This window comes from Vibrio sp. 10N.261.55.A7 (assembly GCF_002877365.1).
In the GTDB taxonomy this organism is placed as follows: domain Bacteria; phylum Pseudomonadota; class Gammaproteobacteria; order Enterobacterales; family Vibrionaceae; genus Vibrio.
Genome location: NZ_MCWZ01000296.1, coordinates 1 through 12,925 on the forward strand (window position 1 = coordinate 1; position 12,925 = coordinate 12,925).

The following is a 12,925-nucleotide window of genomic DNA, read 5'->3' on the forward strand; positions in this document are numbered from 1 at the left end:
TAATCAAGCGAATGGGGTATGGGTATCGAGATACAGACTACTTCTTCTTGAAGATAAAAGCGGCTTTCCCCGGAAAGTCGCGATGAACCATAAAAAAGGCATCACGCCTCAAATCGCCGAACTAGATTACCACCTAAATTAACACTGTCATGTTTCGTGGATTGATAAGAGAGATTGCAAAAAAGCACCGAACAAATAGCAAATTCATGTTGAATAGCCTTATTCAGTGCTTAAGTATTGTTTATTGCGTCATGGTGATGCTATGTAAAGCCTCTATGGCTAGTTTAAGAACGACTTACAAAAACGCCGTTTAATCCACATTTAGATTAAGAGGAATTTCTGCCAGCTGCTGCCCTTGGTTTCTAGGGTAGATAATGTACTCGCCGTGATATTTCACCACCGATTTGTAATCCGTCACCTTATGTACCATAAAGCCCGCAGCGGCCGCTTTCTCGATGAAGTACGCATGATTCCCGCGCACGAACCAGTGCATCGGTTTCGTCAGCAACTCACCCTCAAAACAGTCATCACACTGATCAGCGCATAACGCTAAGGAGCTATGACCATCAGTAAAGATCTGAACTTTACCACCGCCAAGTAACGGCTCTGACGTAGACACGTCCCAATCTTCAGCAATCATTAAATCCAAGAACGCTTCAATATCACTGTCTTTCAACTCCTCGCCTTGCTCATTATCCGCAAAGAATTGTGCATAAAATACAGAGATGCGTTTGAAAATAAACGGCAACGCTGCATTGTCACCTTTTGAGCGACCAGACTTCTGCCAGCGAATCAAATCATCAACCACACAACGATGGAACCGTTGGCTCTTTAACGACTTCGTCACCCAACGGACTAGAAAGTGATTGTTTGCAATAGGTGCATCCGGCAGTTTGCCCGTAGCATGTTCAGCATGTAGCTCTTCAAGAGCCGCATTCACCAGTTTTTGAATTTCAATTGTATACGTCGACACTATGCGTTTCTTCCTAATGTCCAATAAAACATAATTGACAACACAGAGCAGGCTGTCATTACCACTATCATAGGCCAAACAACGTCACTTGGCATTGCTGCAACGATGGCGCCTATAACAGAGCCTGTACCAAATCTTAACGTACCCGCTAGCGAAGACGCCGTACCCGCCATGTTTGGGTAGCCACTCAGCAATAAGCCCATCGAGTTACTACCGATTGTAGATATGGTACCGATAAACATCACTACAAAAGGTACTGTACCCCATAAGCCAAGATCCAACATCCAACCTAGCAATAAACCTAAACCAGCAATCAGTTGTATGGTTAAACCAAGACGCATCATCGCGTGTGAGCCGACCTTTTTAACCAACCTTCCGTTAATTGCCGTCATAATGATCATCGCGACGATGTTCAGACCAAATAAGTATCCAAATTGGTCCGGGCGCACACCAAAGATATCGATATAGACAAATGCACCTGCGGTTAGAAAAGCAAACATACCTGCAAATGAAAATGAACCCGCAAAAATAAGGCCCATCGCCGTTGGGTTACGGAATAAACCCGCGTAATTGCGCAATGTCGTCCCTAGACGCAACGGGTGCCGTTTATCAATGGCCAAAGTCTCAGGGATTTTCCAAACCACCAATGCAATAACAATAATCGCGAAAACGGCCAACACCGCAAATATCGATCGCCAACCAAACCAGATGGCCAAATAACCGCCAATCATGGGAGCCAACAGGGGTGCAATCGTCATCACAAGCGTGACAAAAGACATAGCACGAGCAAAGTCTTCTCTGTCAAACATATCTCTGACTAACGCTTGTATCACAACTGCTGCCGCTGCACCCGCAAAGCCTTGAGCAAAACGCACATACGTGAGTGCTTCTATTCCCGTTGTCGTTGCGCTGATAACAGAAGCGATAGCAAAGAGAACAATGCCGACAAGAAGAACGGGGCGTCGACCAAAACTGTCAGCAAAAGGCCCATGGAACAATTGCCCAATGGCAAAACCGGCCAAATAAGCCGTTAGCGTAAATTGAACTTCACCCGCAGTCACGCCTAAGTCTTTTGCGATAGCTGGCATCGCAGGCAAATACATGTCAATGGCAAGAGGCGTTAATGCCCCAATAGCCCCTAAAACGGCAAAGAGCATAAAGCTAATCTTATGGGCTGTTGCACTGGAAGATATCGTATTTTGAGTCATTGATTGTCTGGCTTTTTAACATGCTATGTAGCGCACTGTTTGCCGCTGCACAGTCTAGAAGTGTATAGATTGGATATAATAGCGCTTAAAATGACCTAAGAGATTTCCATTTTGGAACTAAACTATTTCCAAATGGAGTTCACTTCTTCTTCGGTTAAGAAACGATATTCGCCTAGCTCTAGCGATTCATCCATCTCAATCTCACCAATCTTTTCGCGGTGAAGCGCTTCAACCTTGTTCCCAAGCGCAGCGAACATACGTTTCACTTGATGGTATTTACCTTCATGGATCGTTAACAGAACTTCTTTTTCTGCACGTACATCAAGGTGGGCAGGCAGTGTCAGTCCATCTTCACTCTTCAATTGAATACCTTGCTTAAACTTCTCAACGTAATCGTCTTCAACAGGGTCAATGAGCCAAACACGGTATGTTTTCTCGCATTTGTGTTTTGGAGAGGTAATGCGGTGAGACCATTGACCATCATCGGTAATCAATACCAACCCTGTAGTGTCAACATCAAGGCGACCAGCAAAATGAAGCTGATCCATTTTGATTTCATCAAGCAATTCAAAAGCCGTCGGATTCGTGCCATCTTCATGCGAACAAACAAACCCTTCAGGCTTGTACAACATGATATAACGAGGCCCAGATAGTTTAAGCTGATTGCCTTGCCACTCTACGACAGACTCTTCTTTGACATGTAAAGCGGCGCGCTTTTCCATTTTACCGTCAATCATGACGGCCTTAGAGCGTAGAATTTGATGTGCTTCTTTTCTTGTTACACCTAGCGAATCGCATAAAAACTTATCTAAACGCATGATTACCTCGTACTGTGATGAAGTTCAAAATTATATATCATCTATAGGCGAGATAATACAAATTAGACACTATCAAACTGAATCTTTGTAGATAGATTGAATGGCGGCGAATAAAGAAGCAGATTCAATCGTAAACTTCGTATTTTGCATGGTCATCAACACCCTACCCTTCAACGGCCTATCACGAAAATACAATAGCTATAAGGCTTCGCACGTAAAGAAATTAGCTGATACTATGGGCGTTATCACTCTTATCTCAATCACTTTATGTACACACTTCGTCCTTACCAAGCCGACTCTGTCAAAGCCGTCATACATTATTTTCGAAAACACACCACACCCTCTGTGATTGTTCTTCCTACCGGTGCTGGCAAAAGTTTAGTCATTGCGGAACTCGCTCGCTTGGCCAAAGGACGTGTATTAGTTCTTGCTCATGTGAAAGAACTGGTAGAACAAAATCATGAAAAATACGAAGGGTACGGTTTAAAAGGTGCCATTTACGCGGCAGGCCTTGGACGAAAAGAAACCGATCAGCAAGTCGTCTTTGCTTCGGTTCAATCTGTTGTCCGTAATCTGGATGATTTTAAAGATCAGTTTTCTCTACTAGTGATCGATGAGTGCCACCGGGTTCCCGATGTTAAAGGCAGTAGCTACCAGAAAGTCATTGCCCATTTACGGGCGCTCAATTCAGGAATGAAAGTTCTCGGCTTAACCGCGACGCCTTACCGCTTAGGCATGGGCTGGATTTATCAGTACCACACTCGTGGGCAGGTTCGCAGCGACGAGCCTCGGTTCTTCCGCGACTGTATTTTTGAGTTACCCATTCATTACTTACTCGATGAAGGGTTTCTTACTCCTGCGAGAATGATGGATGCCCCAGTATTGTCGTATGACTTCTCTCAATTGAAACCCGCGAATACCGGACGTTACAAAGAAGCCGACATGGATATGGTCATCGATCAAGCCAAACGAGCAACGCCTCAAATCGTTGAACAAATTGTGCAATTTTCTCAAGAGAAAAAAGGCATCATGGTTTTCGCTGCAACGGTGCGTCACGCACAAGAGATATTGCAGTTATTACCTCCAGAAGAATCTGCCATCGTGATTGGAGATACGCCGACTCTTGAACGTGATGACATCATTCAACGCTTTAAAAATCGCGAGATAAAGTTCCTCGTTAACGTTTCAGTGCTGACAACGGGGTTTGATGCTCCGCACGTCGATCTCATTGCGATATTGAGGCCCACCGAGTCCGTGAGTTTGTATCAACAGATCATTGGCCGAGGATTAAGGTTATCCCCTGGTAAAAATGAATGTTTGGTTCTTGATTACGCCGGTAACAATTACGACTTATACCAGCCTGAAGTTGGCGACCCTAAACCCGACTCTGACAGTGAAATCATCACCATTCCCTGCCCTGCCTGTGGTTTCAATAATAACTTCTGGGGCAAGTTAGACAGCAATGGGTTTCTGTTAGAGCATTTCGGCCGACGCTGCCAGGGCTTTTTTACCGACGAAGACACAGGTGAAAGAGAACATTGCGGCTATCGTTTTCGGGCGAAATACTGCAACGAGTGCGGCGCTGATAACGATATTGCCGCTCGGATTTGCCATGAGTGTGATGCGACGTTAGTCGACCCAGATAAAAAGCTAAAAGAGGCACTCAATCTAAAAGATGCCCTGGTGTTTGAATGCTTAGAAATGAACTTAACGGTACATAAAGATCAAGCAGGAAAATCTCAGCTTAAAGTCTCCTATCTCGGCGAGAATCAAGCTCAAGTTCATGAGTTTTGGTCGTTAACAACAAAGAAACAGAAAGAACGATTTAAAGAACAGTTCGTTCGGCCACATTTAGCTGACAGGCATCGACCATTCGACGAAGCATCGCCAACGAAAGTCGTTCATAACCAACACCGATTTCGACCACCTCAGTTCGTTATTGCACGCAAGTCAGGTCGCTTTTGGAAAATGAGAGACAAGGTGTTCGAAGATGAATTACAGAGTCGATAACAAACCAAAAATAACTCGGTGGTTCACTTTCTATTCATCATGATTTTTTATACTAGATTTAACGTCTCCATATGAACTTGGAGTACGTCATTATTTCAACTAAGGTTGCCATATGCTCACAAGAAAAATTAACGCCTTAATCGTGATATTAACGAGCTCTTTGTTTATTGCCCTACCCGCTAGCGCAAATCCAAATGACCCGATACCCTCTGGGCATGATTTGGTTCAAGACACATTCAAAGAAGGGACTCGAGTTGAGTTTGATGAAGACCAAGACGAAGTCTATGACGCCGTTCAACAAGGTTTAATCAAGCCTTTTTCCGATCTTTACGAAACCATAGATGAACAACTGCACGGCCGCGTGATAAGAGTAGAGCTAGAAGAAGATGACGATGAATGGATATACGAGCTTAAACTCGTTCATGAGCAGAACGTCATTAAAGTAGAATATAACGCTACCACCCTTGAGATGATTGAACTAAAAGGCCGAAACCTTCACGACGTAATAAAAAAATAGTACGTAAACGGTAATGCCTGACTAACCAGAATAATAAAGAGAATCTGCATGAAAATACTAGTGGTTGAAGATGAACCTCGTCTTGGTGAACAAATCATAGAAACACTCGAAGTCGCTGGGTGGGTACCAGAACTGTCTCAAGATGGTATCGACGCGCTCTATCGCGCAACGTCAGAAGAATGGGACGCAATCGTCCTCGACTTAGGGTTGCCTAAACTGGATGGCCTGACTGTCCTTAAAGGCATTCGAGATGAAAACATTAATACCCCCGTCATTATTTTAAGTGCCAGGGACACGCTTACTCAGCGTGTAGAAGGTTTAAATGCAGGTGCAGATGACTATCTCACCAAACCGTTTGAAATGGTTGAGCTCATCGCTAGAATTCGAGCTCAATTACGCAGAGCTTCCGGTAACGCTGCCCCTGTCATGCAAATTGGTGATCTCAGCCTAGACACCCGAACGTCGAAAGTGCTTTGGCAAGGACAGGCCATCAGCCTGACAGCGTTAGAATACAAAGTCGTTGCCTATTTCATGCATAACCCTGAAAAAGTCATTTCTCGCACAGAACTGGTTGAGCATATCTATAAGCAAGATTTTGATCGTGACTCTAATACCGTCGAAGTCTTTATTGGTCGTATTCGTAAAAAGTTAGACCCGAAAGTCATCAAAACCGTTCGTGGACTTGGGTACCAATTGAATGCCAACTAGGTTTTCCGCCATCAAAAGACTCAGCCTAAAAAGCAGGCTACTTATCGCGGCCTCTTTATGGCTGAGTGCGATGATTCTGGCGGCGGGTGTCGGCATCCCAAAACTGGTGCATGATTACCTTATTGGCGATGTAAAGAGTCAGTTAGAACTGGCAATGGATGAAATCACCGCACATGTAGAAGCGGATAAAGACGATCGACTGTCGCTTCCTAAAAGGCTATCGGACCCTAGATTTAGTCAACCTTACAGTGGTTTGTATTGGGTTGTGGCAACGGAAGAACAGTCCCTTCGCTCTCGTTCTTTATGGGATAAAAATATTAAGATTCTATCCCTGCCTATCCGAACGAAGATATTGGGTGCCAAAGGTGAAAAGCTGGTTTATATCACCCAAACTATTTACCTTCCTGGCGTTTCAAGCCCTGTGCATATTTTAGTCGGTGTCGATGAAGCCCCTGTTATGAATACACTAAGCCACCTAACGCAACAGCTGTGGATTATTCTTGGCTTGCTGTTTACGGGTGTTCTAGTGCTTATCGGTTTACAGGTAGGCTGGTCACTGCGTCCACTGGGTAAAATGCAACGAGAACTCGCCGCTTTAAGAGCAGGCCAACAAGACCAACTTGCCGAAGAATACCCGAAAGAAGTCTACCCGTTAGTGTCTGACCTCAATGCTCTACTCTTTCATTACCAAGAACTCTTAGAACGAGCGCGTAATCATGGTGGCAACTTATCACACGCACTAAAGACACCACTGTCTGTCTTGAAAAACGAAATAGCACTGTTGCCCGCTAGCGAGCAGAAAAAACTGTCGCCAGCCATTGAGCAAATCCAAACCCATATTGATTACCACCTAGGCCGAGCAAGAATGGCAGGGGCTGCGAATATACTGTCAGTCAAATCTAACCCAAGCGAACGTATTGACGAGATTTCAATTGCCTTTGATAAAGTTTATGCCGATCGAGAGGTGATGTTGATTAACGAGCTCGATCCTGATCTAGAGGTTGCCGCCGATTCAACCGATCTGGATGAAATGCTAGGAAACTTACTTGAAAACAGTTACAAGTGGGCTCGTGGAACGATTCGAGTACACAGTGAACTCACTGCTGATAAACACATTCATATCCATATAGAAGATGATGGCCCAGGAATTCCTGAGACGAAAAGAAAACAAGCGATAGAAAGAGGTGTTCGCCTAGATGAAACAACACCAGGCACTGGATTAGGCTTAAATATAGTCAGTGAAATGTCGCACAGTTATCGAGGTCAATTGCATTTAGAAGAAAGCTCAATGGGAGGGTTAAAAGCAACCTTAACATTGAAGTTGGCAATCAAATAGCTTGGTCTTTTTTGAATTACACAAAATCTGTTCAATTGTACGAGCTTAAGTCCATTTTCAGTTGCTCGCTAAGAAAGAGAATGTTAGTATCCGCGCTCGTTTTGATAGTAACTTCAGTTGCAATCGAAACGTAAGAGCATCTCACAAGGTCGCATTGTGGATGCGATATTTAATTTTTACTAATTTTGAGAGTAAAACTATGAAATTTGAAGCAGTAGTACGTACTGAACTAGGTAAAGGTGCGAGCCGCCGCCTACGTCACGCGGGCCAATTCCCAGCAGTTGTTTACGGTGGCGAAGCAGCTCCTGTATCTATCGCGCTGACTCATAACGAAGTTATGAACCAAATGGACAAGCCAGAATTCTACGAAGGCATCACTCTAGTGATCGACGGCGCAGAAGTTAAGGTTAAGCCACAAGACGTTCAACGTCACGCGTTCAAGCCAAAAGTTGAGCACATGGACTTCATCCGCGTTTAATTCCCTACCAAGGAATTAGCTGGATAAATCCAAGCCTTCTGCATAGAAAAGATAATCGACTTTACCACTCGAAAATCTAAAAATTAGAAACCCCGATGCTACCAACATCGGGGTTTCACCGTTTTTAACGGTCTAAATTCTTCCAATTTCCCATTCAAGCTACTGAAACCCCTGTAAAACCTACCGTTAAATTATAACCCTACTCACTATGGGTGGATTAAAGGTGGACGAAAGATGAACTTATACAGCAGTTCTTCTAGTTACAAATCTTAGAATGAAATGGGGCGAAGTTTAAATATGTCAGATGCAACTAGCACTCTCACTATCACGTTTATGCCCATTTCCTTGATAACGTGACTACTCAGTGGCAGGTTACGCCACTGGAATCGCAGTACTTTTCCTTATGTTTGCGATTGGGAAGTGGTGCAAGAAACTCCCAGAAGCTTTCATTTCCGCCTGAATTTGCGCTCTAGAGTTATAGGCCGCATAAAACGGCCCATTCTTTATTTTAATCTTGATAAAATATACTCCACTAAATGTTCGACGTGTACCTCTTCTAATTCGCCTTCCTTTCGGCTTTTGATTGACACTACACCTTGAGCTGTTTCATGGTCACCAATAGTGATAACAAAAGGGATCTTCTTTTTATGGAACCGTTTCATTTTTCTTCCAACAGAACTTTTACTTGGATCCAAGAAAACAGGTATATCATTATCTATCAGTTTTTCCGCTACATTTTTTGCAAAGCGACAGTTTGATTCATTCACTGAAGCGATCGCTACTGGCTGTGGATGCAGCCATAAAGGCAAATCTCCTTGAGAAATCTCAAGCAAAATACCAATCCAACGTTCTACAGAACCATACATAGCCTGATGCATGATGACAGGAACTTCGAAGTCACCTTCTTCGTTTGTATATTTAACATCGAACCTATTCGCTAAATTGAAATCAAACTGGATAGTGCCACATTGCCAACTTCTACCCATTGAGTCTGTTAAAGAGAGCTCGATCTTCGGCCCATAAAATGCACCTTCTCCCTCTTGCAACTCCGCTTCCAAGCTTTCATTAAAACAAGCTGAAACAAGGACATCTTGCGCTCGTATCCAGTCTTCGTCATCACCAAGTGCCTTTTCTGGTTGAGTTGAAACCTTTACTTCAATCTGGTCATACCCATAATCACGGTACACCTTCTTAGCTCTTTGTAAGAACTGGCGAACTTCATCTTCAGCTTGTTCCCATCTACAAAACACATGGGCATCATCTTGAGTAAACTGACGCGCTCGCAAACAACCGTTCAACGAACCGGATGACTCATTGCGATGTACTAATCCAAACTCAAACAGTTTGATCGGTAGCTCTCTATGACTATGAACGCCGCGCTTATACAACAATATATGAGCGGGACAAGACATTGGCTTGAGTACGTATTTGTCGTGGCCTTCTTTGCCGCTACCAAAAAACATACTGTCAGCAAACATATCCATATGTCCTGATTTTTGCCACAGTCCCTGCTTCATGAAGACTGGAGTATTCACCTCTTCAAATCCATTTCTAATGTAAACACGCCTCATGTGGCTTTTGATGCTTTCAAAAAGACGCCATCCATTAGGGTGCCATAGCATCATCCCTGGTGCATGTGATTCTGAGTGGAATAAATCGAGCTGTTCTGCGATTTCACGATGTGTTTTCATATTTCATCTCCAATTTATTCTGAGTGAAATACAAAGCCTAGATACAAAAAAACCTCTGGCGATGACTCACTCAGAGGTTTTCTAAATACGCAAAAAACTACCCCCTGAGTACCCTCATGGTGGTAGTGGTGGTCATTGCGTTTAGGTAAATTCTTTTCATAAGAGCAAGATATACCATCGTTAGCGTGTTTTTGAAAGGTAAATTGAGATCCGATAAATGCAGTACATAGCAGGCACTAACGAGGAATGTTGTTCCTCTGAAGCGTTCAATTCAAGAAAAAACCATAAGGAATTCATCGGCTTCATTATCAGTAGCTCTGCCTTAGTTTGTACAAGATTATCAAAAAATTCGAACTCCGAACTTTTATCAACTACTTTTTGCTCCCCCAATACATTGCATCCAACTTCGACTGACTTTCCGCCCAACCGCGTTGAACGACAACCCTAAAACGTCACTGTTTCAATGTTACTTTAGATAGATTTATCCTAGCTCGACAAATTGAACGCGGGCTCTGGACCGATTGGGGCAATCCCGCGTGGGTTGCGCAATGGGCATATTATTGGTTCTATTGAGGCAAGATAGTGGACGTCATTAGGACGTCCTGATGTGAAACTTTTGATGCGGTTATTTTTGACGATTGTCCAAAGAGTAGGCACCAGAACCTTGAGAAAACAGGATTAAGAATGCGCCAGCCAAAGCGATGTTTTTCATAAAATTGGTCATTTCGGCAGGGTTGCTAAAATCGGCATGAAATAGAACAGCGGACATCACGCTAAAGCCAGCAAATGCGATAGCGGCAATTCGCGTTTTCCAGCCAAAAACAATGGCAAGACCGGCAACTATCTCAGTAGCAATAACGAAAGGGAGAAGTATACCTGGTACGCCCATCATCTCCATATAACCCTGAGTTTGTTCGTATTGACCTATTTTGCTAAAGCCAGACATAACAAAAATAAGAGCGAGAAAAAAGCGGCCTGCCGGTGCTGAAAATTGTTGTAGTTTGTTCATGGTAAATCTCCAAAAAATATTGTGTGTGTTGTTTCAATAACTCCATACTAGTCGTTGACCTGAGAGCGATAAACATCAAAAATAGACAATGACAGTTCTCAAAATGAGAACAATAAACTACAGATGCAAAGAAACCTGCTGTTGGACAACTAGAAAGTATCAAGATCTCTACAACGGTCATGGAGGCGTCAGCATTGCTTATCGAAAATCAGATCGGAGATCTCAGGATTCTGTTTATCCATTTCCTGTCGTTCAGCCTTTTCACCTGGCCTTCTAAAAAGTCAGATACGAGCAGATGGAAAATGCTGAAGAAGCATCATGCCGTTTTGTGCGGTACTTATCGTCACATTGTTGGCTATCGCTTTTATTCCAGAGATCCGCTTATTATTACCATAAATGTTTGGATCGATTCACTAAGCAATAGAGTACAGGCATCTATCTCTAAGAGGCTTTACTTTCATTCAAGAAAAGCCTCTTTTGTACCCCCAAACTACTCTAGAGCCTCACAATAAGCGCTTTGAATAGAAAGTGGTGCGCTCGTTATCTTTCAAGCAAGTTAATTTCGTTAAGCAGTCGCTTTAAAGACGTTTCAATCTGAGATAGCGGAGACGCGAAATTCATTCTGTAGAAATTCTTATCGGTTTCTCCAAACCACGTGCCCGGTGTCAGCGCTATTTTAGAGCGTGTCACTAACAATTCTTGAAGTTGTTCAGACTTTAATCCAAGCCCTGAAAAATCTAACCAAATCTGATTGGTCCCTTCAGGCTTGAATACTTTAATCTTGGGGATATTCGCTGCTAAAAAATCCACAATCCAGTTCATATTGGTTTGCGTGTAATTTAGAAACTTGCTAAACCACGTTTCACCATGCTGATAAGCCGCAATTGTCGCGTAGGTTGTCATCGCGTTACCGTGATCTAATGACATCGATGCTGACATCGGTTTACTTTTGCGTGTAGTTCTGAATTGTCGCTGTAGATATAGCCATTAGAGATGCTGCTAAGGCCAAAATTTTTCGCCGAAGAGCCGATAATAGAAATACTATTGTCGTAATCTAGAGACAAAATACTGGTAAATTCAGACCCTTCAAAAATAATATCGGCATGAATTTCATCGCTGATGATTATGGTTTGGTATTTCTTAGCTATCGAAACAAGCTTTTCTAGTTCATCTTTTTTCCAAACTCTTCCAACAGGGTTATGTGGGTTACATAGAAGTACAATTTTAACGTTTGAATTCTTTAGTTTTTCTTCAAAATCGTCAAAATCAACTTCGTAGTGATCGCCAACAAGCTTGAGAGTGTTATCAACGGCAATTGAACATTCTTGCTGGTCAGATTAATCTTGAAGTGATGGGTTATTGTCTACGCTTTGACTACGAGCGCAAACGCTCTGTTGGCACCAACAGAGCTAAATACTGGCCGACCTTAATGTATCTTCTAATTCATAAAATACACGTTGTACGAGTTTGTATCGCGACTTAAGGTAAATCAAACACCAATGCGGTCACTTGGGTTTGTCCTCGGTTGGCCAAAGTGAGCTTATTTGTATCCTCGACCTTTGCCCCATCACCACCGTTAAGATCAACTGAATCTACAGACAGTGTGCCCTTAATGTGATGAACATAGACATTTCTACCTGTGTCGATACTCATCATTAAATCCGTTCCCGGCTCTAGTATCAACTGGTGGAGTTTCATTTCTTGTTTTATAAGCAAAGTACCATCTTCACCCGTTGGGGTTGCGATCGTTGTTAGACCCTGTTCTTTACCAAAGTGTTTTTGTTCATAGCTTGGTTTGTTACCAAATGTGTTTGGTTCGACCCAAATTTGTAAGAATCTCAGAGGTAGGGCTTGTGAAGCGTTGTATTCACTGTGATACACCCCCGCCCCCGCTGACATCAATTGGAACTCACCAGCAGGCAAAACTTTAGTATTACCTTCGCTGTCTTTATGCTCTATCGAACCTTCTAGAACATAGCTAATGATTTCCATGTCCCTGTGACCATGCTTGTCGAAGCCAGCCCCTGGTGAAACGATGTCATCATTGATAACTCGTAGAGCTGAAAAACCCATTTGATTCACATCGTAATAGTGACCAAACGAGAAGGTATGTTTGCTGTCTAACCAACCAAAGTTAGTACGGCCACGTTGGTGAGATTGTCTGACTGTAATCATAG

At 43.1% G+C, this 12,925-nt stretch carries 13 protein-coding genes; 5 read left to right on the forward strand and 8 right to left on the reverse strand.

The features are described 5' to 3' along the window. Positions 1-310 precede the first annotated feature (310 nt). From BCU12_RS16095 to rsuA, 3 genes are all read right to left on the reverse strand, one after another. Entirely contained in the window at positions 311-973 is a 663-nt protein-coding gene (locus tag BCU12_RS16095) for a DUF2913 family protein (protein WP_102405279.1), read from the reverse strand. Further along, positions 973-2,181: a Bcr/CflA family multidrug efflux MFS transporter gene (locus BCU12_RS16100; protein WP_102405280.1), complete on the reverse strand. Its 1,209-nt coding sequence runs from the start codon at positions 2,179-2,181 to the stop codon at positions 973-975. The genes BCU12_RS16095 and BCU12_RS16100 overlap by 1 nt, the downstream gene beginning before the upstream one ends. 122 nt (positions 2,182-2,303) lie before the next feature. After that, a complete protein-coding gene (gene rsuA / locus BCU12_RS16105; RefSeq protein ID WP_102405281.1) occupies positions 2,304-2,999 on the reverse strand; it encodes a 16S rRNA pseudouridine(516) synthase RsuA in 696 nt (231 codons plus the stop codon). Between the two features lie 267 nt (positions 3,000-3,266). Between rsuA and BCU12_RS16110 the strand changes: the two genes are divergently transcribed. From BCU12_RS16110 to rplY, 5 genes are all read left to right on the forward strand, one after another. Next, positions 3,267-5,009 carry a DEAD/DEAH box helicase gene (locus BCU12_RS16110; protein WP_102405282.1) on the forward strand — a complete coding sequence of 581 codons (1,743 nt, stop codon included), beginning with the start codon at positions 3,267-3,269 and terminating at the stop codon, positions 5,007-5,009. A gap of 112 nt (positions 5,010-5,121) precedes the next feature. Continuing rightward, positions 5,122-5,526, forward strand: coding sequence for a hypothetical protein (locus BCU12_RS16115; RefSeq protein WP_102405283.1), 405 nt, complete (start codon positions 5,122-5,124; stop codon positions 5,524-5,526). Positions 5,527-5,574: 48 nt separating this feature from the next. After that, the gene (locus BCU12_RS16120) at positions 5,575-6,234 is read left to right on the forward strand and encodes a response regulator transcription factor (protein ID WP_102405284.1); all 660 of its coding nucleotides are present in this window, start codon (positions 5,575-5,577) and stop codon (positions 6,232-6,234) included. Further along, entirely contained in the window at positions 6,224-7,570 is a 1,347-nt protein-coding gene (locus BCU12_RS16125; protein ID WP_102405285.1) for an ATP-binding protein, read from the forward strand. The genes BCU12_RS16120 and BCU12_RS16125 overlap by 11 nt, the downstream gene beginning before the upstream one ends. A 199-nt stretch (positions 7,571-7,769) precedes the next feature. Next, positions 7,770-8,048, forward strand: a complete 279-nt coding sequence (gene rplY, locus BCU12_RS16130; protein WP_102405286.1) for a 50S ribosomal protein L25 — start codon at positions 7,770-7,772, stop codon at positions 8,046-8,048. Between the two features lie 503 nt (positions 8,049-8,551). On the opposite strand, the gene thrS is transcribed toward rplY, so the two are convergent. From thrS to BCU12_RS16150, 5 genes are all read right to left on the reverse strand, one after another. After that, positions 8,552-9,739, reverse strand: a complete 1,188-nt coding sequence (gene thrS / locus BCU12_RS16135; protein ID WP_102405287.1) for a threonine--tRNA ligase — start codon at positions 9,737-9,739, stop codon at positions 8,552-8,554. A gap of 625 nt (positions 9,740-10,364) precedes the next feature. After that, positions 10,365-10,748 carry a DoxX family protein gene (locus BCU12_RS16140; protein WP_102405288.1) on the reverse strand — a complete coding sequence of 128 codons (384 nt, stop codon included), beginning with the start codon at positions 10,746-10,748 and terminating at the stop codon, positions 10,365-10,367. A 540-nt stretch (positions 10,749-11,288) separates the two neighbouring features. Continuing rightward, a complete protein-coding gene (locus tag BCU12_RS23630) occupies positions 11,289-11,687 on the reverse strand; it encodes a hypothetical protein (RefSeq protein WP_241909853.1) in 399 nt (132 codons plus the stop codon). Then, positions 11,666-12,064, reverse strand: coding sequence for an aminotransferase class I/II-fold pyridoxal phosphate-dependent enzyme (locus BCU12_RS23635; protein WP_347231990.1), 399 nt, complete (start codon positions 12,062-12,064; stop codon positions 11,666-11,668). The genes BCU12_RS23630 and BCU12_RS23635 overlap by 22 nt, the downstream gene beginning before the upstream one ends. 163 nt (positions 12,065-12,227) lie before the next feature. Beyond that, positions 12,228-12,923 carry a pirin family protein gene (locus BCU12_RS16150; RefSeq protein ID WP_102405289.1) on the reverse strand — a complete coding sequence of 232 codons (696 nt, stop codon included), beginning with the start codon at positions 12,921-12,923 and terminating at the stop codon, positions 12,228-12,230. Positions 12,924-12,925: the final 2 nt, after the last annotated feature.

Excerpts from the sequence above, each read along its gene's own strand:
- BCU12_RS16100 (WP_102405280.1), bottom strand. The coding sequence starts at position 2,181 with ATGACTCAAAATACGATATCTTCCAGTGCAACAGCCCATAAGATTAGC.
- rsuA (WP_102405281.1), bottom strand. The coding sequence starts at position 2,999 with ATGCGTTTAGATAAGTTTTTATGCGATTCGCTAGGTGTAACAAGAAAA.
- BCU12_RS16110 (WP_102405282.1), top strand. The coding sequence starts at position 3,267 with ATGTACACACTTCGTCCTTACCAAGCCGACTCTGTCAAAGCCGTCATA.
- BCU12_RS16115 (WP_102405283.1), top strand. The coding sequence starts at position 5,122 with ATGCTCACAAGAAAAATTAACGCCTTAATCGTGATATTAACGAGCTCT.
- BCU12_RS16120 (WP_102405284.1), top strand. The coding sequence starts at position 5,575 with ATGAAAATACTAGTGGTTGAAGATGAACCTCGTCTTGGTGAACAAATC.
- BCU12_RS16125 (WP_102405285.1), top strand. The coding sequence starts at position 6,224 with ATGCCAACTAGGTTTTCCGCCATCAAAAGACTCAGCCTAAAAAGCAGG.
- rplY (WP_102405286.1), top strand. The coding sequence starts at position 7,770 with ATGAAATTTGAAGCAGTAGTACGTACTGAACTAGGTAAAGGTGCGAGC.
- thrS (WP_102405287.1), bottom strand. The coding sequence starts at position 9,739 with ATGAAAACACATCGTGAAATCGCAGAACAGCTCGATTTATTCCACTCA.
- BCU12_RS16140 (WP_102405288.1), bottom strand. The coding sequence starts at position 10,748 with ATGAACAAACTACAACAATTTTCAGCACCGGCAGGCCGCTTTTTTCTC.
- BCU12_RS23630 (WP_241909853.1), bottom strand. The coding sequence starts at position 11,687 with ATGTCAGCATCGATGTCATTAGATCACGGTAACGCGATGACAACCTAC.
- BCU12_RS16150 (WP_102405289.1), bottom strand. The coding sequence starts at position 12,923 with ATGATTACAGTCAGACAATCTCACCAACGTGGCCGTACTAACTTTGGT.